Here is a 20,947-nt window from a genome sequence, read left to right on the forward strand (position 1 = left end):
TAGACAACTACTTAGGCATCAGGACGGTATCAATCACATCGATCACGCCGTTTTTCTGATGGACGTCGTAGGTGCTGATGTTCGCCACGTTGCCTTTACCATCCTTGAGCTGAATATTGTGCGGGCCGTTGCTCATGATCCACAGCGGTTGACCGTTAACGGTTTTCAGCTCCGCGTGGCCGCCGCCCTGTTTAATTTTCTGCTCCAGCGCTTTCATATCGTAATTACCCGCTACCACGTGATAGGTCAGAATGCTGGTGAGCAGCGCTTTATTTTCCGGCTTCACCAGATTGTCGACCGTACCCGCAGGCAATTTTGCAAACGCCGCATCGGTGGGCGCAAAAACGGTGAAGGGCCCTTTGCTCTGCAGCGTATCAACCAGCCCGGCCGCTTTGACCGCCGCAACTAGCGTGGTGTGATCTTTTGAGTTCACGGCGTTTTCAACAATATTTTTGCTCGGGAACATTTCCGCTCCGCCCACCATTACGGAGCCAGAGTTCATGGCCGCTGATGCGCCTGCACAGAAGAGCAAAGCGCTGGATACGAATGCAACACTGAGTAGCTTTTTCATCATTTATCCTCGGATTAGGGAGCAAAGGCGTTGCTCACATACTCACATACGAGGGCAGGGGGGAAACTGGATGCAGGCAAATGAAAATAAATTTTTGGCGGGGAAGGTTAATCCCCTCTCCCCTATGGGGAGAGGGTTAGGGTGAGGGGAACATACAGCTGTAGTGGTCATTCCGTTCACTTTATGTTCCTTGCTACTCTGTAACCCCATAACCGGTGAACGTGCCAGGGTGGCTCAGTCGCCACCACCCTGGCGACCCGGGCTCCCGGCGGTAAATCGCCGCTACGCGGTGCCCTCGGCTTATTCCTTCCGGCTTATCGGGGACGGGCGGAGGTAACGTCCCTGTAAAGCCCGCCCTCTCGGCGCATCCATGCGCCTCGCCCCGGCCTGCAGGAAACGCCTCAGCGATTTACAGCCGGACCAGGGCATCGCTGAAAGGCTTCAGTCGTTCTTAAACAACGTTATTGCTTCTGCTTAAAAATTACAGGGGATCCCTCAGCCTATGGGGAGAGAGCCAGGATGAGGGAAATATTTTCAGCGTCTTACCGGCGCCCCGTTCGCCACATAATACGCCGCCGTGCTCTTCGCCAGCGGCTCGCGCCCGCGAATGGCGTCGGCAATCTTCTCACCAATCATAATGGTGGTGGCGTTCAGGTTGCCGGTGACGATCTGCGGCATGATCGACGCATCCACCACGCGCAGCCCTTCCAGTCCGTGAACGCGGCCTTCGCCGTCGACCACCGCCATCTCGTCGTAGCCCATCTTGCAGGTGCCGCACGGGTGGAAGGCGGTTTCGGCGTGGTTGCGCACGAACTCGTCCAGCTGTTCGTCGGTCTGGCATTCGACGCCCGGGCTGATTTCGCGTCCGCGGTATTTGTCCAGCGCGGGCTGGTGCATGATCTCGCGGGTGATGCGGATCGCGTCGCGGAACTCCTGCCAGTCCTGCTCGTGGGACATATAGTTGAACAGGATCGCCGGATGCTGGTGCGGATCGCGGGACTTGATGCGCACGTGGCCGCGGCTCGGGGAGCGCATCGATCCGACGTGGCACTGGAAGCCATGTTCTTTTACCGCGTTCGAGCCGTTGTAGTTAATCGCCACCGGCAGGAAGTGGTACTGAATGTTTGGCCACTCGAATTCTTCGCGACTGCGAATAAACCCGCCCGCTTCGAAGTGGTTGCTCGCACCCACGCCGGTGCCGCCAAACAGCCACTCGGCGCCAATCTTCGGCTGGTTCCACCACTGCAGGGCAGGGTAGAGGGAGACCGGCTCTTTGCATTCGTACTGGAGGTACATCTCCAGGTGATCCTGCAGGTTTTCGCCCACGCCGGGCAGGTCGTGCACCAGCGGAATATCAAACTGCTTCAGCAGGTCCGCGCTGCCCACGCCGGAGCGCTGGAGGATCTGCGGGGAGGCAATGGCCCCTGCGCACAGCAAGACTTCTTTGTTCGCCGTCGCTTTGGACGGAATGGTGCTTTCGCCCTCCAGCCACTCGACGCCCACCGCGCGTTTGCCGTTAAAGACAATATGATCTGTCATGGCGTGGGTGCGGATGGTCAGGTTAGGGCGCTTTTTGGCCTGGTCCAGATAGCCGCGCGCGGTGCTGGCGCGTCGGCCCTGCGGCGTGACCGTGCGGTCCATCGGGCCGAAGCCTTCCTGCTGGTAGCCGTTGAGATCCTCGGTGCGCGGGTAGCCCGCCTGCACGCCCGCTTCCACCATCGCCTCAAACAGCGGGTTCACGCCCGGTTTGGAAGTGGTGACGCTCACCGGACCGTCGCCGCCGTGATAGTCGTTCGGCCCCACGTCGCGCGTCTCCGCTTTACGGTAGTAGGGCAGACAGTTGAGGTAGCTCCAGTGCTCAAGGCCCGTTTCTTTCGCCCAGTTGTCGAGATCCATCGCGTTGCCGCGGATGTAGCACATGCCGTTGATCAGCGACGAGCCGCCCAGCCCTTTGCCGCGTCCGCACTCCATGCGGCGGTTGTTCATGTACGGCTCTGGCTCGGTTTCATACGCCCAGTTGTAGCGCTTGCCCTGAAGCGGAAAGGCCAGCGCGGCGGGCATCTGGGTGCGGAAGTCAAAGCGGTAGTCCGGTCCGCCCGCCTCAAGCAGCAGGACGGTGGTATTCGGATCTTCAGTCAGTCGCGTTGCCAGCACGTTGCCGGCAGAGCCGGCCCCGATAATGATGTAGTCAAATTGCAAATAAACCTCCCGGTTAAAATATGGACTGGAATTTACCCATCTCAACCTGGATGGACTTCACCTGGGTGTAGCTCTGGAGCGTCATCACGCCGTTCTCGCGGCCAATGCCGGAGTGTTTGTAGCCGCCGACCGGCATCTCTGCGGCGGATTCACCCCAGGTGTTGATCCAGCAGATGCCCGCTTCGAGCTGATGAATAGCGCCGTGCGCGCGGTTCAGGTCGGCAGTGACGATGCCCGCCGCCAAGCCGTAGTCGGTGTCGTTGGCGCGGCGAATGGCTTCTTCGTCAGCGTCATAGGTGAGGATGGACATCACCGGGCCGAAGATCTCTTCGCGCACGATGGTCATCTCGTCGGTGCAGTCGGTGAACACGGTCGGGGCGACCCACGCGCCGTTGTCAAAGCCGTCACCCTTCAGCGCATCGCCGCCGCACAGCACGCGCGCGCCTTCCTCTTTGCCTTTGGCGATGTAGCGCAGCACGCTGTCGCGGTGCGGGAAGCTGACCATCGGGCCAAAGTTGGTGCGTTCATCGAACAGATCGCCCGCGCGGATGCGGCCCACGCGCTCGACGATTTTCTGCTCAAACGCGGCCTTAAGCTTCGCAGGCACGAACACGCGGGTGCCGTTGGTGCACACCTGGCCGGAGCTGAAGAAGTTCGCCATCATCGTGATGTCTGCCGCGAGATCGAGATCCGCGTCGTCGAAAATAATCAGCGGGGATTTGCCGCCCAGCTCCATCGTCACCTCTTTCAGGGACGAGGCCGCAGAGTTGGCCATCACCTTTTTGCCGCTGGCGACGCCGCCGGTGAAGGAGACTTTCGCGATGCCCGGATGCTCGGTCAGGTACTGGCCGGTCTCCGCGCCCACGCCCGGCAGGACGTTAAACACGCCGTCCGGAACGCCCGCTTCGGTGTAGATCTCGGCAAGCTTCAGGGCGGTGAGCGGGGTGACCTCGCTTGGCTTGAAGATCATCGCGTTGCCCGCCGCCAGCGCCGGGGCCGATTTCCACAGGGCGATCTGGATCGGGTAGTTCCACGCGCCGATGCCCGCCACCACGCCCAGCGGCTCGCGGCGGGTGTAAACGAATGAGGTCTCGCGCAGCGGGATCTGGCTGCCTTCCAGCGCGGGGATCAGCCCCGCGTAGTACTCCAGCACGTCCGCGCCGGTGACGATGTCGACGGTTGAGGTTTCGGAATACGCTTTACCGGTGTCGAGGGTTTCAAGCTTCGCCAGCTCGTCGTTACGCTCGCGCAGGATATCGACGGCGCGACGCAGGATGCGCGAGCGCTCCATGGCGGTCATCGCTGCCCAGATTTTTTGCCCGCGCTGTGCGCTTTCCACGGCACGATCGACGTCTTCTCTCCCGGCGGCCTGTACGCTCGCCAGAACTTCACCGTTGGCCGGGTTGATGGTCTCGAAGGTGCGACCGCTGGTGGCGGATGTATAACCACCATTGATATAAAGCTGCTGTTCTGCCATTCGGGACATAAATTCTCCTCGGTTATTCGGTCGGTAAATGCTGGCTGATAAAGTGGCTGGTGAGCGATTGCGCCAGGGTCTTATCCAGCGGCTTGCCGCTCAGCGCGGCGCGCAGCCACAGCCCGTCGATCAGCGCCGCCAGCCCGTAGCCCGCCTCCTGGGCCTGCTCGCGCGGCAGCTCGCGGCGGAACTCGTACACCAGGTTCGACAGCAGACGGCGGCTGCTCACCTGCTGCAGGCGGTAGAGCATCGGCTGGTGCATGCTGCTCGCCCAGAAGGCCAGCCAGGCCTTCATGGCCGCGCCGCTGGTCTGGGTTTCATCAAAGTTGCCGGCGACAATCGCCTGCAGGCGCTGCTCCGCGCTGCCGTCCGGCAGGGCGCGTAAGCGGCTTACTACCGCGTCGCGCAGCTGGCCGGTGATGTCGCGCATGGTCGCTTCCAGCAGGCCGTTTTTGTCTTTGAAGTAGTGGCTGATGATCCCCGTGGAAACGCCCGCCCGGCGGGCGATCTGCGCGATCGTCGCATCATGCATACCCACTTCATTTATTGCTTCCAGCGTGGCGTCGATAAGCTGCCTGCGCCGGATCGGCTGCATCCCCACTTTGGGCATTTTTGCCACTCCATTCATCAGCGTTAGTAATACATTAAAGCGGTTTTTGATTGGACGTTCAATATAAAATGTGTCTTAATTGTTGCGGATTTGGATTTTAATAGTTGCAAAAACAGTGGGGATACTGGATGACAGACCTTTCACAGGACAGAGAAAAAGACAAAATCAACCCGGTCGTTTTTTATACTTCCGCCGGGCTGATTTTGTTGTTTTCCCTGACGACCATCTTCTTTCGTGATTTTTCTGCCGAGTGGATTGGGCGCACCCTGAACTGGGTGTCGAAGACCTTCGGCTGGTACTATCTGCTGGCGGCGACGCTCTATATCGTCTTCGTGGTCTGCATTGCCTGCTCGCGCTTCGGTTCGGTGAAGCTCGGGCCGGAGCAGTCCAAGCCCGAGTTCAGCCTGCTGAGCTGGGCCGCGATGCTGTTTGCCGCGGGCATCGGCATCGACCTGATGTTTTTCTCCGTGGCGGAACCGGTCACGCAGTATATGCAGCCGCCGGAAGGGGCAGGGCAGACGATGGAGGCCGCGCGCCAGGCGATGGTCTGGACGCTGTTCCACTACGGCCTGACGGGCTGGTCGATGTACGCCCTGATGGGTATGGCGCTCGGATACTTTAGCTATCGTTATAATTTGCCCCTCACCATCCGCTCCGCGCTGTATCCGATTTTCGGTAAAAAAATTAACGGCCCGATTGGCCACAGCGTCGATATCGCGGCGGTGATCGGCACCATCTTCGGTATTGCGACGACGCTCGGGATTGGCGTGGTGCAGCTCAACTACGGGCTGAGCGTGCTGTTTGATATCCCGGATTCGATGGCGGCCAAAGCGGCGCTGATTGCGCTCTCAGTCATTATCGCCACCATCTCGGTGACGTCGGGCGTGGATAAAGGCATCCGCGTGCTGTCCGAGCTGAACGTGGCGCTGGCGCTGGGCCTGATCCTGTTCGTGCTGTTTATGGGCGATACCTCGTTCCTGCTCAATGCCTTAGTGCTGAACGTGGGCGACTACGTAAACCGCTTTATGGGCATGACGCTGAACAGCTTCGCCTTCGACCGCCCGGTAGAGTGGATGAACAACTGGACGCTGTTCTTCTGGGCGTGGTGGGTCGCGTGGTCGCCGTTCGTTGGCCTGTTCCTCGCGCGTATTTCACGTGGCCGCACCATCCGCCAGTTTGTGATGGGCACGCTGATTATCCCGTTCACCTTTACCCTGCTGTGGCTGTCGGTGTTCGGCAACAGCGCGCTGCACGAGATCATCCACGGCAATGCAACCTTCGCGCAGGAAGCGATGGCGCACCCGGAGCGCGGCTTCTATAGCCTGCTGGCGCAGTATCCGGCGTTTACCTTTAGCGCCTCCGTGGCGACCATCACCGGCCTGTTGTTCTACGTTACCTCGGCGGATTCCGGCGCGCTGGTGCTGGGCAACTTCACCTCGAAGCTTAAAGACATCAACAGCGACGCGCCGAACTGGCTGCGCATCTTCTGGTCCGTCGCTATCGGCCTGCTCACGCTCGGTATGCTGATGACCAACGGCATCTCGGCGTTGCAGAACACCACGGTGATCATGGGGCTGCCGTTCAGCTTCGTCATCTTCTTTGTGATGGCCGGGCTGTATAAATCGCTCAAGGTGGAAGACTACCGCCGCGTCAGCGCCAGCCGCGACACCGCGCCGCGTCCGATGGGCGCGCAGGACAGGCTGAGCTGGAAGAAACGCCTCTCGCGCTTGATGAACTACCCGGGCACGCGCTACACCAAACAGATGATGGAGACGGTCTGCTTCCCTGCGATGGAAGAGGTGGCGCAGGAGCTGAAGCTGCGCGGCGCGTACGTGGAGCTGAAAAGCCTGCCGCCGGAGGAGGGCGAGACCCTGGGGCACCTGGATCTGCTGGTGCACATGGGCGACGAGCAGAACTTTGTTTATCAGATCTGGCCGCAGCAGTATTCGGTACCCGGGTTTACCTACCGGGCGCGCAGCGGGAAGTCGACCTACTACCGTCTTGAGACCTTCCTGCTGGAAGGCAGCCAGGGGAATGATTTGATGGACTACAGCAAGGAGCAGGTGATTACGGACATTCTGGACCAGTATGAACGGCACCTGAACTTTATCCATCTGCACAGGGAAGCGCCGGGGAATAGCGTGATGTTCCCGGATGTTTGAGGCTTGAGCTGAATAACCTATAAAGGCATCGCCGTCGCCCTCAAACCGGGTGGCGGCGATGCCTTACCCGGCCTACAAAACCGCTTTACCGTAGGCCTGATAAGCGCAGCGCCATCAGGCTTTTAGCAGCGTCCACACGTTCCCATCATTATTCTGCCAGACGAGGGTGAAGCGTTTACCCTCAGGATAGTCTCCAGCCGGGCGCGAAAGCGCCAGTGTGATTGTTTTTTCCGCTACCTCTGTGACTCTCGCCCACTCAAAACCCATGAAAACTTTCACCTGTGGGAACAGTGCTTTAAACAAACTTTCCTTGGCGCTGAATGCAAGCGTCAATGCCAGCGCAAAAGGGTAGCCCGAGTGCGTCAGGCATATCGCTTCCTGCGCATCAACGATGCCGTCCTGGATTTCGCGGGCTTCAGGTTCTGGAAGAATGGCTTCGCAATCAATACCTACCAGCGCATCTGGATGACGGACGATAACTGCCATCGCCTGCGTGCCGCTGTGGGTGATGCTGCCCGAAACCCCTTCCGGCCAGAGCGGTTCGCCGCTGGGGCCGATGCCGGGAACGGCGTGGTCAGGTAAGGCATGCGCGGCGGCGATGCGTCCGGCAAGATGCTCGGCTTTGCGTTTGCGTCCGGCGTCAGCCAGCTGCGCGTGGTGGGGAAGCCAGAGGAGATCGGCGTCGGTGAAGGTCGTGGGATCAAAGGTGACGCGATGGACGGTGTGGCCGGCGAGAATGAACGTGCTGTGGGTGGTGTGCATGTTTTTCCTCTATCAGCAAATAGTGCGGCCTGATGCCCTCACCCCGGCCCTCTCCCACGGGGAGAGGGAGCAAACACTAAAAACGGCAACGGGGTTGCCGTTTTGCTTTTACCTCGCCCTCACCCGGGACCGTACACCCACGGGGAGAGGGAGCAAACATTAAAAACGGCAACGGGGTTGCCGTTTTGCTTTTACCTAGAAACGCGTATTCACGCTCATGTACCAGGTGCGACCCGGTTCATTATACGTATACGCACCCGCACCGTACATATACGCACCGGTGGTGGCGTTGCCGGTGGTCTGGGCATTACCCGCGCGCCACTGGCGTTTGTCGAAGACATTATCCACGCCGCCGGTCAGGCTGACGTTTTTGGTCATGTCCCAGGTTGCGCTCAGGCCAACGATGCTATACGGGCTGACTTCATCTTTCTCAGACCCGGTCACAGGCTGACCTTTGTAGTTGTATTTCTTCGGCTGCTGCTTGCCGTACCAGGTGAAGGTCGACTGGAGCGACACGTCCTGATGAACCTGCCAGCTCAGGGTTGAGTTCAGCGTGTACTCCGGAATGATCGACAGACGGTCGCCGGTCTCCTTGTTCTTGCTCTGCAGCATGTAGGTGATGTTGTTGGTCCAGTTGATCGTGTCGCTGACCGGCACGTTCAGGGAGCCTTCCAGCCCTTCGACGACCGCTTTCGGCACGTTTTCCCACTGGTAGATATCCGTCTGCACTTTACCGGAAGAGGTGTGACCAATCGGCGCGTAGCCCGCTTCAATCTTGTCGCGATAGTCGTTACGGAACCAGGTCACGCCCGCCAGCCAGCCGTCGCGTTTCCACTCCAGGCCAATCTCTTTGTTGATGCTGGTTTCCGCTTTCAGGTCGTCGTTGCCCATCATGTAGCAGCCCACGCCGTCACCGCTGGCGTAGCAGCCCTGGCCTTTGCTGTACAGCAGGTAGTTCGGGTTGGTCTGGTACAGGCTCGGCGCTTTGTAGGCGCGCGCGATCCCCATCTTCAGCGTGAAGTCATCCCCCAGACCCTGCGACAGGTTCAGGGACGGGCTCCAGTTGTTGCCGACGATGGTGTGATGGTCGAAGCGCAGCGCCGGGGTCAGCATGGTGCTGTCGGTCAGCTCCATGTTGTTTTCAGCGAACAGGGAGAAGATCTCCGCTGAGGTGTACGGGCTTCGATCGTTACTCATGCCCGGAATGGTGCCGCCCTGCTGGGTTTGCGTAAAGGAGGTCGAGTCCTTCATGCGCTGCTGGTTCCACTCGGTTCCCAGGGTCAGGTTCTGGTTGACGAGGAAATCGATCGGCAGGTTGATTTCGCTGTGCAGCATCACGTCGGCCAGGTCGGTGTCGGTGAATTTGTTGCTGTTGAACAGGCCTTCCAGCCCGCCCGCCAGCCCTTCGCCCAGACGCGAGTTGCGGGTGTGTTCGTACTGCGCCCAGCTGCTGGTGGTGATGCCGTTGTCCCAGCCGCCGTTCCAGGTGACCGCGAAGTTCTGACGATAAATACGGTTAGTTTCTTTGCCGTAGTTTTTCTTCACCAGCCCGCTGGAGCTGTTGTCGTTGTTGGTGTTCTGGGTATCGCCCGCGTAGAGGTTGTTCTGGCGGCTGTAGCCAGCCTCAAACTCCAGGGACTGCATTGGCGCAAAGTCCCAGCGCACCACGCCGTTGATGTCTTTATTCTCCACACCCTCACGGCCCGCCGGCAGCGTGTCGGCGTAGGCACCGGTACGATCGGACTGATGGCCCTGGTTGATATCCCACGCGTCGGCCTGGGTTTTGTCCAGATTACCAAACATGCGGAAGCTGAAATCGCCGCCCAGCGGGCCGCTCAGGCTGAAGTTGGTGCGTTTGGTGGAACCTTCGTCCTTGTGTTCTGGTGCATTCAGGTAGGTGTTCCAGGAGCCGTGCCACTGGTCGTCGAATTTTTTGGTGATGATGTTTACCACGCCGCCTGCCGCACCGTTGCCGTAGCGCGCGGCCGCCGGGCCGCGGATCACTTCGATGCGTTCGATCATCTCTGGCGGCACCCAGCCGGTATCGCCGCGGGTGTCGCGCTCGCCGCGCCAGCCCAGACGGATCGAGTTACGGCTGGTCACCGGCTTGCCGTCGATCAGGATCAGCGTGTTTTCCGGCCCCATGCCGCGGATATCAATCTGACGGTTATTCCCGCGCTGGCCGCTGGTGGAGTTTCCGGTCAGGTTAACGCCCGGCATGGTGCGGATGATTTCAGCCACGTCCCGCGCGGGCGGGTTTTTGCGGATCTCATCGGCGGTGATGGTTGACACGCCCGGCGCCTGTAAATTCTGTTCGGCGGCGGTGATCACCATCGTATCTTCGTGCTGCGCAGAGGCGGTCTTGTCGTCTGCCATGGCGGGCAGCGCGACACCATAAATCCCTAAATTGACCAGCAAGGCCAGAGAGTGAATCTTCTTATTCATTGTACGTCCCGCTTTTATGGTTATTTAATGAGCGCGCTTCCCACAGCGCGGGCATTACGCTATTGCAAATGCAAATAGTTATCAATAATATTATCAATAAAATTTGTCCTGAAACAAAAAAGACTGTTAAACATGAGGTTATAAGGGTGACGGCGTTAACAACGGGAAGTGAAGCGTGGTGGCAGTCCAAAAATGGGCCTGAATGGAAGCCTGAAAAGGGAGCATATCGCGTCACGTTCTGGTGGCGTGACCCGAAAGGAACGCAAGATTCTTCACCCGTCAAACGCGTCTGGCTCTACATCACCGGCGTGACCGATCACCATCAAAATGCCCGCCCGCAATCTCTTGAGCGCATCCCGGATACCGACGTCTGGCAATGGCAGGGCGAGTTCAGCCCCGAGTGGCGCGGGAGCTACTGTTTTATCCCTTCTGTGAATGAAAATGATTTTGCCGATACCGTGTTTGAAGGCGAGCAGCCGGACCGCATGGCGCTGCGCGAAGGCTGGCGCAAGCTGTTGCCGCACGCGGTTTCCGACCCGCTGAATCCGCAGAGCTGGCGCGGCGGGCGCGGCCACGCCGTCTCGGCGCTGGAGATGCCGGACGCGCCCGTTCAGCCCGGCTGGGATCGTCCCGATACGCCGTATCAACCGACGGTCTGCATTGAGTGGAACAGCGCGCGTCTGAACAACCGCCGCCGCGTGTGGATTTTTACCACCGGAGATGACGGCCCCGAGCGCCCGCTGGCGGTGATGCTCGACGGGCAGTTCTGGGCCGAAAGCATGCCGGTCTGGCCCGCGCTGGCCTCGCTCACCGCCGAGCGCAAGCTGCCGCCTGCGGTCTACGTATTAATTGATGCGATCGACACGGAACACCGCAGCCGCGAATTGCCCTGTAACCCCGATTTCTGGCTGGCGGTACAGGAGGAACTTCTCCCTCAAGTAAAAAATCTCGCGCCATTTAGCGACCGCGCCGATCGTACCGTGGTGGCGGGCCAGAGCTTTGGCGGACTCTCTTCGTTTTATGCTGGCCTCAACTGGCCGCAGCGTTTTGGCTGCGTGCTGAGCCAGTCCGGCTCGTACTGGTGGCCGCACCGAGGCGGGCAGCAGGACGGGTGCCTCATCGAACAGCTCAGAGCGGGTGAGCTAACCGCGAGCGGGCTGCGTATCGTTCTTGAGGCCGGGCGTAACGAGCCGCTGATTTTCAATGCCAATCAGGCGATTTACGCCGAACTACACGCGCAGCAGGTTACCTGGCGTCAGGTTGACGGCGGACACGATGCGCTTTGCTGGCGCGGTGGGCTGACGCAGGGGCTGATGACCCTCTGGCAGCCGCTCATTCAATAACGGAGTCTGTATGGAATTCAGCAATCCTTTCGATAATCCGCAGGGACAGTTCGCCATTTTGCAAAACGACCAGGGGCAGTACAGCCTGTGGCCGCAGCAGTGCGAGCTGCCGGCGGGGTGGCGCGTGGTGTGCGAGGTGCAGTCTCAGGAGGCGTGCCAGCAGTGGCTGGCCGGCCACTGGCGCACGCTTGAACCGTCCCATTTTGCGGAGGGGGGCGCATGAACCGTCTTCCTCTCGTCGCCGCCCAGCCGGGTATCTGGATGGCGGAACAGCTTTCTTCCCTGCCAAACGCCTGGAGCGTGGCGCACTACACCGAGCTGAAAGGCGACATCGACGCGCCGTTGCTGGCAAAAGCGATTGCTGAAGGCATGATGCAGGCCGATACCCTGCGGATGCGTTTTGCCGAGGAGAACGGCGAGGTGTGGCAGTGGGTGGATGGCACCTTCATTCTGCCGGAGCCGTCCATCGTTCGCGTTGCCTCTCACGACGACGCCGTGGCGCTGATGGAGGCCGATCTCAATCAAAACCTGCGCGTCGACAGCGGTCAGCCGCTGGCGTTACATAAGCTGATTCAGGTGGGAGAAAACCACTGGTACTGGTATCAGCGCTATCATCATCTGGTAGTGGATGGCTTCAGCTTCCCGGCCATTACCCGCCAGATCGCCGCGATTTACGCTGCGTGGAAGAAGGGGGATCCGACGCCCGTCTCCCCGTTTACGCCGTTTGCCGAGGTGGTGGACGAGTATCAGCGCTATCGCGACAGCGAGGCTTACGCGCGCGACGGTGCTTTCTGGGCCGAGCAGCGCAGGCAGCTTCCATCTCCGGTCTCGCTCTCTTCCGCGCCGCTGCCGGGACGCGCCGCCACCACCGATATCCTGCGCCTGAAAATTGCCGCCGACGGTCGCGCATTTAGCCAGCTTGCACAGGCGGCAGGGCATGCGCAGCGTACCGATCTGGCGCTTGCGCTGGTGGCGCTGTGGCTGGGCCGACTGACCGGACGGCTCGACTACGCCGCCGGGTTTATCTTTATGCGCCGCATGGGCTCCGCCGCGCTGACCGCGACCGGGCCGGTGCTCAACGTCCTGCCGCTGGCGGTGAAAATTAACCCGCAGGAGAGCCTGCCGGCGCTGGCGCTGCGCCTGGCGAACCAGCTGAAAAAAATGCGCCGCCACCAGCGCTACGACGCCGAGCAGATCGTGCGCGACGGCGGGCGTGCCGCGGGCGACGAAGCGCTGTTTGGCCCGGTGCTGAACGTCAAGGTGTTCGACTATCAGCTGGATATCGACGGCGTGGAGGCCATCACCCACACGCTGGCAACCGGTCCGGTGAACGATCTCGAGCTGGCGCTGTTCCCGGACGAGCAGGGCGGGCTGAGCATTGAGATCCTCGCGAATAAACAGCGTTACGATGAAGCAATGCTTTCCCGACACGTCGCGCGTCTGAACGCGATGCTGATGCAGTTTGCGGCCAACCCTGACCTGCGCTGCGGCGAAGTAGAAACCGTTTCAGAACAGGAATATCAGCAGCTGGCGCGAATCAACGATACCGGGCTGGCGCTGCCGTCCACCACGCTGGCGGATCTGGTGGCGGAGCAGGCGAGCAAAACGCCGGACGCCCCCGCGCTGGCGGACGCGCATATTGAACTCAGCTATCGTCAGATGCGCGAGCAGGTGGTCGCGCTGGCAAACCTGCTGCGCGCGCGCGGCGTGAAGCCGGGCGACAGCGTGGCGGTGGCCCTGCCGCGCTCGGTGTTCCTGACGCTGGCGCTGCACGGCATCGTTGAGGCCAGTGCCGCGTGGCTACCGCTCGACACCGGCTACCCGGATGACCGTCTGCGGATGATGCTGGAGGACGCGAAACCGTCCCTGCTCATTACTACCGACGAGCAGCTCCCGCGCTTTAGCGATCTGCCCATTACGGCGTTTAGTTACAACACACTGTTACCGGCTGCGGGTACTGAACCGCTGCGGCTGGTGACGCCGGAGCAGACGGCGTACATCATCTTTACCTCTGGCTCGACGGGCCGCCCGAAAGGGGTCATGGTCGGCCATACCGCCATCGTTAACCGCCTGAAGTGGATGCAGGACCATTACCCGCTGGACGCGACGGACGTGGTGGCGCAGAAAACGCCGTGCAGCTTTGACGTGTCGGTGTGGGAGTTCTGGTGGCCGTTTATCGCCGGGGCGAAGCTGGTGATGGCCGAGCCGGAGGCGCACCGCGATCCGCAGGCGATGCAGAGCTTCTTCGCCCAGTACGGCGTGACCACTACCCACTTCGTGCCGTCGATGCTGGCGGCGTTTGTCGCCTCGCTGACGCCGGAAAACGTGACGTGCTGCAAAACCCTTAAGCAGGTGTTCTGCAGCGGCGAAGCGCTGCCGACCGAGCTGTGCCGCGAGTGGGAACAGCTGACCCACGCGCCGCTGCATAACCTCTATGGCCCAACGGAAGCGGCGGTGGACGTCAGCTGGTATCCGGCGTACGGCCCGGAGCTGGCGGCGGTGGAGGGCAACAGCGTGCCGATCGGCTTCCCGGTGTGGAACACGGGGCTGCGCATTCTGGATGCGATGATGCGCCCGGTGCCGTTCGGCGTGGCGGGCGACCTTTATCTCACCGGAATTCAGCTGGCGCAGGGGTATCTGGGCCGTCCGGATCTCACCGCCAGCCGCTTTATTGCCGACCCGTTTGCCCCTGGCGAGCGGATGTACCGCACAGGTGACGTTGCCCGCTGGCTGGACAACGGCGCGGTGGAGTATTTAGGGCGCAGCGACGATCAGCTGAAAATCCGCGGCCAGCGCATCGAGCTGGGTGAAATCGACCGGGCGATGCTGTCGCTGCCGGACGTGGCGCAGGCCGTGGCGCACGCCTGCGTGTTCAACCAGGCGGCGGCGACGGGCGGCGATGCCCGCCAGCTGGTGGGGTATGTGGTTTCCGAATCCGGCTTACCGCTGAACCGCGACGCGCTGCTGGAATCGCTCAAAGCGCAGCTGCCGCCGCATATGGTGCCGGTGGTGGTGCTGCAAATCAGCGCGCTGCCGCTCAGCGCGAACGGCAAGCTCGACCGCAAGGCGCTGCCGCTGCCGGAGCTCACGAGTAAAACCTCCGGGCGCGCGCCGGAGGCGGAAACCGAAGCCGCCGTCGCGCAGGCGTTTTCCGCGCTGCTGGGCTGCGAGGTCAACGATATTGAGGCCGACTTCTTTGCCCTCGGCGGACACTCGCTGCTGGCGATGCGCCTGGCCGCACAGCTTAGCCGCGCGTTCGACCGTAAGGTTACGCCGGGGCAGATTATGGTCGCCTCGACGGTGAGCAAGCTCAGCGCGCTGCTGGACTCGCAGATGAGCGACGAGCAGGCGCAGCGTCTGGGGTATGAAACCCTGCTGCCGCTGCGCGAAGGCAACGGCCCGACGCTGTTCTGCTTCCATCCGGCGTCCGGCTTTGCCTGGCAGTTTAGCGTGCTGGCACGCTACCTCAGCCCGCGCTGGTCGATTACCGGCATTCAGTCGCCACGCCCGGACGGGCCGATGCAGCAATGTGCGGATCTGGATGGGGTGATTAGGCATCATCTGGCTACGCTGCGTCAGCAGCAGCCGCAGGGGCCGTATTATCTGTTCGGCTATTCCCTCGGCGGTACGCTGGCGCAGGGCATCGCCGCGCGGCTGTGCGAGCAGGGTGAAGAGGTGGCCTTCCTCGGCCTGCTGGATACCTGGCCGCCGGAAACCCAGAACTGGGCGGAGAAAGAGGCTAACGGCCTCGACCCGGAAGTGCTGGCGGAAATCGAGCGCGAGCGTCAGGCGTTTATCGCAGCCCAGCAAGGGCAGGGCTCCAGCGAGCTGTTTAACGCTATCGAGGGTAACTACGCCGACGCGGTGCGGTTGCTCACCACGGCGCACAGCGCGCGCTTTGACGGCAAAGCGACGCTGTTTGTCGCCGAGCGCACCCGAACGATGGATCCGCAGGTCGCGTGGGCACCGTGGGTGGCGGAGCTTGAGGTGTACAGCCAGGACTGCGCCCACGTGGATATCATTTCACCGCAGGCGTTTGAGAAAATAGGGCCGGTGTTGAGAGAGATATTGGGGTAACGTCAAAAGCGCCGGGTGGCGGCTGCGCCTTACCCGGCCTACGGATCCGTGGTTGATGTTTGTTGGGTTTGCTCCCTCTCCCTGTGGGAGAGGGCTGGGGTGAGGGCATCAGACCGCACGTTTGCCCAACGGCACAACCAGCGGCGTACCCGCCACCGGATCGTCAATAATCATGCAGCGCATGCCGTAGATCCGCTCGATCAGCTCCGGCGTTACAATCTCTTTCGGCGCGCCCTGCGCCACAATCTCACCGTCTCGCAAGGCAATCAGGTGCGTGGCGTAGCGGCACGCCTGGTTCAAATCGTGCAGCACCGCCGCCAGGGTATACCCCTGCGTGCGGTTCAGCTCGCTCAGCAGCTCCAGCAGGTCAATCTGATGGCTGATGTCGAGCCAGGTCGTCGGCTCGTCCAGCAGCATAATCGACGTTTCCTGCGCCAGCACCATCGCGATCCACGCGCGCTGGCGTTGCCCGCCGGAAAGGGTGTCCACGCTCTGCTGCGCCAGATCGGTAATGCCCGTCGCCCGCATCGCGCGGTTCACCGCCTCGTCGTCTTCCTTACGCCAGCGGGTAAACAGCGGCTGGTGCGGATAGCGCCCGCGCGAGACCAGCTCCTGCACCGTGATGTCTCCCGGCGTGGTGGCGTTTTGCGCCAGCAGCCCGATGCGCCTGGCCACCTCTTTGCTGGCGAAGCGCTGGATTTGCTCCCCGTCGAGGAACACGCTGCCCTCAGATGGCGTCATCAGGCGGCTCAGGGTGCGCAGCAGGGTCGATTTGCCGCAGCCGTTCGGCCCGATGATTGCCGTAAAATGGCCGTCCGGAATGGCGACGGATAAGTCACGGGCAACGATCTTTTTGCCGTAGCCGAGGGTTAAGTTTTCGCCGCGCAAGCGGGTGGTTGTGTCTGTCATTTCCTGCGTGACTCCTGAACGAGCAAGACGATGAGGTAAATCCCGCCGAGGCTGACGGTCACCACGCCCACCGGCAGTTGATAAGGCATAAACAGCCGCTGGGCGCAGAGATCGGCAGCCAGCAGCAGCAGCGCGCCGCACAGCGCCGCCTGGGTTAAGCCCCAGCGCGCCGTCCCGCTAAGGCGGCGGGCGATGTGCGGTGCCACGAGGGCGATAAACGAGATCGGCCCGGCGATGGCGGTAGAGGCGGCGGTCAGCAGTACGGCGACCAGCATCAGCATCAGGCGCGAGCGTTCGACGCTTACGCCCAGCGCACAGGCGCTGTCGTCGCCCATCTCCAGCAGGCGCATACGGCGCACCAGCAGCAGCGCGCCGATAAACATCAGCAAAATCAGCGGCGCGGCGGGCCAGGTTTTGCCCCACGTCAGGCCGTTGAGGGAGCCGGCGTACCACAGCCCGGCGGAGAGCGCGGTTTCCAGCGAGGCCTGCAGTAAAAGCCAGGTGTTAAAGGCCATCAGCATGGCGCGGATGCCGATCCCGATGACGATCAGGCGGAAGGTGTCGATGCCGTTGCGCCAGGCAAGCGCCCAGATCAGTAAGGACGTCAGAATGCCGCCCGCCATCGCCGTAAAGGTAATGGCCGTCAGGTGCTGACCAAACAGCACCATCGCCACCAGCACGCCGCTCCAGGCCCCGGTGTTGAGGCCCATCACGTCCGGGCTGCCGAGCGGGTTGCGCATCAGCGACTGGAATATCGCACCGCTCACGCCGAGCGCCGCGCCGACCAGAATCGCCATCGCCACGCGCGGCAGTCGCCACTCCGTCACCACCATGGTGATGTTGCGCGGCGCGCTGCCGAGCAGGGCGTTAAACACCTGAGAAAAATCGAGCGTGACCGCGCCGCTGCGCAGGCTCCAGACCGCCAGCAGCAGAATGGCGATAACCAGCAGCGAGACGCTGGTGACTAAACGACGGGACGGGGCCATCATGCGCCACCTCCGCGTTTACGGCGTACCAGGAAGATCAGCACCGGCGCGCCGATAAAGGCGCTGACCACCGAGACGCGCAGCTCGCCGGGCACCAGCAGGCGGCCCAGCACATCGGCAAGCAGCAGCAGGGCAGGGGTGGCCAGCAGCGTCACCGGCAGCGACCAGCGGTGATCCGCCCCCACCAGCCAGCGCGCCATGTGCGGCATCATCAGGCCAATAAAGGCGATCGGGCCAACCACGGCGGTCGCGCTGCCGCACAGCACGGTGATCGCCAGAAGACCTATCAGCTGCGTGCGCGCCACGCGGTTGCCGAGGGCGGTCGCGGTGTCGCTGCCGAGGCTCAGGCTGTTGAGCGACCGGCTTAAAAACAGCGCCACGGCGGCGGCGATAATGACCGGGAGCGCCACCACTTTTAGGGTTTCAAGGGTGCGGATATCCAGCGAACCGGCCTGCCAGAAGCGCAGCTGGTCGTAGACGTCGGGGTTGAGCAGGGCGATGCCATTGGATAAGCCTTCCAGCACCGCCGCGAGCGCCACGCCCGCAAGCGTCAGGCGGACCGGACTCAGCTGCCCGCCGCCCTTACTGCCGGTAAAGGCCACGACCAGCGAGGCGGCCAGCGCGCCGCAAAAGGCCATGACCAGCTGCTCGGAGGGCGACGTTAGCCCGAACAGCGCCGCGCCGAGCACGATGGCAAAGCTGGCACCGGAGTTAACGCCGAGAATACCGGGGTCCGCCAGCGGGTTACGGGTGAGGGTTTGCATCAGGGCACCGGCAAGGCCGAGCGCGCCACCCGCCAGCAGTCCGGCAAGCGTGCGGGGCAGTCGGGCGTCGAGCACGATAATACAGTCGGCGCTCTGGCAGGTGCCGGAGAGCGCATCAACGATAACGGACGCGGGCAGCGGCTTCGCGCCGACCAGCAGGCTGAGTGCAACCGCAAGGCTCAGGAGCAGCAGTAAAACGGGCACGGCAACGGCGCGCACCGCAGAAGAGGAAAACGACATAGCAACATCCATGATTTGATAATGATAGTGATTATCGTTATCTATCTTATTTGGCTATGTTAGCATGTGCGCCCATGGAAAGGGTAGAAATAGACTCAAGGCTTTGTCATGAATAAAAAATCCTGGCTGCTCAACCTCAGCCTGCTGAAAACGCACCCGGCGTATCGCGCCGTATTTATCGCTCGCTTTATCTCCATTTTGTCCCTCGGCCTGCTCGGCGTGGCCGTGCCGGTACAAATCCAAACCCTGACGCACTCCAGCTGGCTGGTGGGGTTATCCGTCACCTTAACCGGCGGGGCGATGTTCATCGGCCTGATGGTTGGCGGCGTGCTGGCGGACCGCTACGAGCGTAAAAAGCTGATCCTGCTGGCGCGCGGCACCTGCGGCGTGGGCTTTATCGGGCTGTGTCTGAACGCCATGCTGCCGGAGCCGTCGCTGATCGCCATTTACGCGCTGGGGCTGTGGGACGGTTTCTTCGCCTCGCTGGGCGTGACGGCGCTGCTGGCGGCAACGCCCGCGCTGGTCGGGCGCGAGAACCTGATGCAGGCGGGGGCGATCACCATGCTCACCGTGCGCCTCGGCTCGGTGATTTCGCCGATGGTCGGCGGCCTGCTGCTGGCAACGGGCAACGTGGCCTGGAACTACGGGCTGGCGGCGGCGGGGACGTTTATCACCACGCTGACGCTGCTGCGTCTGCCGCTCCTGCCACCTCCGCCGCAGCCGCGCGAGCATCCGCTGAAATCGCTGATGGCCGCGATTCGTTTCCTGTTCAGCAACCCGCTGATTGGCGGGATTGCGCTGCTCGGCGGCCTGCTGACGATGGCGAGCGCCGTGCGCGTGCTGTACCCGGCGCTGGCGGGAGAGTGGCAGATGAGCGCCTCGGAGATTGGCATTCTTTACGCCGCCATTCCGCTCGGCGCGGCGTGCGGGGCGCTGACCAGCGGGAACCTGGCGCAGAGCGCGCGTCCGGGGCTGATTATGCTGCTTGCCACGCTGGCCTCGTTTATCGCCATCGGCTTCTTCAGCCTGATGCCGGTGTGGGCGCTCGGGGTGCTGTGCCTGGTGATTTTCGGCTGGCTGAGCGCCATCAGCTCGCTTTTGCAGTACACCCTGATCCAGACCCAGACGCCGGAAGGCATGCTCGGGCGCATCAACGGCCTGTGGACCGCTCAGAACGTCACGGGCGATGCGATTGGCGCGGCGATCCTCGGCGGGCTGGGGGCGATAATGACCCCGGTGGCCTCGGCGAGCAGCAGCGGGTTTGTGCTGGCAATTATTGGCGTGATTTTATTAATGTCGTTGGCAGAACTGCGCCGATTCAGGCAGGAGAGCGTCTTGACCTTGTAGGTCGGGTAAGGCGTAGCCGCCACCCGACAAAACGCCCGGTGGCGCTGCGCTTACCGGGCCTACGGGGAACGTGCCACTTATTTAAAAATTGAATTTAAACGCTGCAACACCAACATCGCGCTGTAATAATCCAGGCGGAACGTCTCCGTTCCCAATGCCCAAACCCGTTTGTTTTTCACCGACGGCAGATGCGCCAGCAGCGGGTTGGCGTAAATCGCATCCACGTCTTTCTGGTCGCCGGCAAACACAAACAGCCCTTCGCCGTTCAGCCCCGTCGCCAGGTTTTCCCCTCCCAGCTGAATAATGTCGTGGCGTTTGCCCTGGCTTTTGGAGGTCTGCAGCCCGGCGGGCAGCTCCGCCAGCGTAAAGCCCAGCTGATGCAGCAGCTTGCCCTGCGCGGATTCGGCGGTCCACAGGTTGGCGCTGTGCGCGGCGGCGGTGTAGACGATGGCGTTTACCGGCTGCGGCGGCAGCGTCATCTGCTGCTTCACCTGCGCGAGCTGTTTATCAAACGCGGCAATGCGCTCTGCGGCCTGTTTTTCCTGTCCGGTGATGCTGCCCAGCTGCGTCAGCAGTTCCTGCCAGCTCTTGTCGTCGTAGTTGATGATAAGCGTTGGGGCGATGGCGGAGAGCTGATCGTACAGCGCCAGCGCGGAATCCCCGCCGGTGGCGCTGATCAAAATCAGATCCGGCATCTGGGCGGCAACCGCTTCAGCGCTCGGCTCGCCGATGTACAGTCGCGCAACCTTGCGCTGTTTCGCCATATCACCCCACTGACGCAGGAAACCCTGCCCATCCGCCACGCGGTTGTTCGGCGTGGTTGCGCCGCTGGCGACGACCGGTGCGTCAATCGCCAGCAGGGAGCCGGTTAAGGTCACGCTGGTGGAGACAATGCGCGTCGGTTTGCTCTCAAGCGTGTGAACGCCGCGGCTGTCGGTCACCTGACGCGGCCAGTCGGCGGCAGCGGCTGAGGCAAGTCCTAAAACAAAAAGTCCAGATAAAAGCAGGGTATTACGGAATAGAGCAGGGAATTTCACAGCGCGACATCCTGTTTT

At 61.8% G+C, this 20,947-nt stretch carries 15 protein-coding genes; 5 read left to right on the forward strand and 10 right to left on the reverse strand.

Annotated features, from left to right (window positions below):
- Positions 1-7: 7 nt before the first annotated feature.
- The 4 genes from AB8846_RS05310 to betI form a co-directional block, all read right to left on the reverse strand.
- Positions 8-571, reverse strand: a complete 564-nt coding sequence (locus AB8846_RS05310) for a fasciclin domain-containing protein (protein WP_063145246.1) — start codon at positions 569-571, stop codon at positions 8-10.
- A gap of 534 nt (positions 572-1,105) precedes the next feature.
- Positions 1,106-2,770 carry a choline dehydrogenase gene (gene betA, locus AB8846_RS05315; protein WP_370732237.1) on the reverse strand — a complete coding sequence of 555 codons (1,665 nt, stop codon included), beginning with the start codon at positions 2,768-2,770 and terminating at the stop codon, positions 1,106-1,108.
- A gap of 13 nt (positions 2,771-2,783) precedes the next feature.
- On the reverse strand, positions 2,784-4,256 hold the full coding sequence (betB, locus tag AB8846_RS05320; protein WP_370732238.1) for a betaine-aldehyde dehydrogenase: 1,473 nt from the start codon (positions 4,254-4,256) through the stop codon (positions 2,784-2,786).
- Between the two features lie 13 nt (positions 4,257-4,269).
- Positions 4,270-4,857: a transcriptional regulator BetI gene (gene betI / locus AB8846_RS05325; protein WP_331414146.1), complete on the reverse strand. Its 588-nt coding sequence runs from the start codon at positions 4,855-4,857 to the stop codon at positions 4,270-4,272.
- Positions 4,858-4,985: 128 nt separating this feature from the next.
- Here betI and betT point away from each other — a divergent pair, with 128 nt between their 5' ends.
- Positions 4,986-7,019 (forward strand): choline BCCT transporter BetT, encoded by a 2,034-nt coding sequence (gene betT, locus AB8846_RS05330; protein ID WP_370732239.1) that lies wholly within the window; start codon positions 4,986-4,988, stop codon positions 7,017-7,019.
- Between the two features lie 114 nt (positions 7,020-7,133).
- On the opposite strand, the gene entD is transcribed toward betT, so the two are convergent.
- Positions 7,134-7,781, reverse strand: a complete 648-nt coding sequence (entD, locus tag AB8846_RS05335) for an enterobactin synthase subunit EntD (protein ID WP_370732240.1) — start codon at positions 7,779-7,781, stop codon at positions 7,134-7,136.
- Between the two features lie 195 nt (positions 7,782-7,976).
- Positions 7,977-10,226, reverse strand: a complete 2,250-nt coding sequence (locus AB8846_RS05340; RefSeq protein WP_063145252.1) for a TonB-dependent siderophore receptor — start codon at positions 10,224-10,226, stop codon at positions 7,977-7,979.
- Between the two features lie 146 nt (positions 10,227-10,372).
- On the opposite strand from AB8846_RS05340, the gene fes reads away from it, so the two are divergent.
- The 3 genes from fes to entF are packed head-to-tail and all read left to right on the forward strand — an operon-like array spanning position 10,373 to position 15,646.
- Positions 10,373-11,569 (forward strand): enterochelin esterase, encoded by a 1,197-nt coding sequence (gene fes, locus AB8846_RS05345; protein ID WP_370732241.1) that lies wholly within the window; start codon positions 10,373-10,375, stop codon positions 11,567-11,569.
- Between the two features lie 10 nt (positions 11,570-11,579).
- Positions 11,580-11,792 (forward strand): MbtH family protein, encoded by a 213-nt coding sequence (locus tag AB8846_RS05350; protein WP_370732242.1) that lies wholly within the window; start codon positions 11,580-11,582, stop codon positions 11,790-11,792.
- Positions 11,789-15,646, forward strand: a complete 3,858-nt coding sequence (entF, locus tag AB8846_RS05355) for an enterobactin non-ribosomal peptide synthetase EntF (RefSeq protein WP_370732243.1) — start codon at positions 11,789-11,791, stop codon at positions 15,644-15,646. The genes AB8846_RS05350 and entF overlap by 4 nt, the downstream gene beginning before the upstream one ends.
- A gap of 108 nt (positions 15,647-15,754) precedes the next feature.
- Here the strand turns inward: entF and fepC are convergent, their stop codons facing one another.
- Genes fepC through fepD form a run of 3 tightly spaced genes read right to left on the reverse strand, consistent with a single transcriptional unit; the run spans position 15,755 to position 18,545 of the window.
- Positions 15,755-16,555, reverse strand: a complete 801-nt coding sequence (fepC, locus tag AB8846_RS05360) for an iron-enterobactin ABC transporter ATP-binding protein (RefSeq protein WP_370732244.1) — start codon at positions 16,553-16,555, stop codon at positions 15,755-15,757.
- Positions 16,552-17,541, reverse strand: a complete 990-nt coding sequence (gene fepG, locus AB8846_RS05365; RefSeq protein WP_370732306.1) for an iron-enterobactin ABC transporter permease — start codon at positions 17,539-17,541, stop codon at positions 16,552-16,554. Before fepG ends, fepC begins: the two co-directional genes overlap by 4 nt.
- Positions 17,541-18,545, reverse strand: a complete 1,005-nt coding sequence (fepD, locus tag AB8846_RS05370; RefSeq protein ID WP_370732245.1) for a Fe(3+)-siderophore ABC transporter permease — start codon at positions 18,543-18,545, stop codon at positions 17,541-17,543. Before fepD ends, fepG begins: the two co-directional genes overlap by 1 nt.
- Positions 18,546-18,653: 108 nt before the next feature.
- Here fepD and entS point away from each other — a divergent pair, with 108 nt between their 5' ends.
- The gene (entS, locus tag AB8846_RS05375; RefSeq protein WP_370732246.1) at positions 18,654-19,892 is read left to right on the forward strand and encodes an enterobactin transporter EntS; all 1,239 of its coding nucleotides are present in this window, start codon (positions 18,654-18,656) and stop codon (positions 19,890-19,892) included.
- Positions 19,893-19,969: 77 nt separating this feature from the next.
- On the opposite strand, the gene fepB is transcribed toward entS, so the two are convergent.
- Positions 19,970-20,929 (reverse strand): Fe2+-enterobactin ABC transporter substrate-binding protein, encoded by a 960-nt coding sequence (gene fepB, locus AB8846_RS05380; protein ID WP_370732247.1) that lies wholly within the window; start codon positions 20,927-20,929, stop codon positions 19,970-19,972.
- Between the last annotated feature and the right edge of the window lie 18 nt (positions 20,930-20,947).

This window comes from Enterobacter sp. KB-221C9 (genome assembly GCF_041320715.1).
GTDB classification, from domain to species: Bacteria; Pseudomonadota; Gammaproteobacteria; order Enterobacterales; family Enterobacteriaceae; genus Enterobacter; species Enterobacter asburiae_D.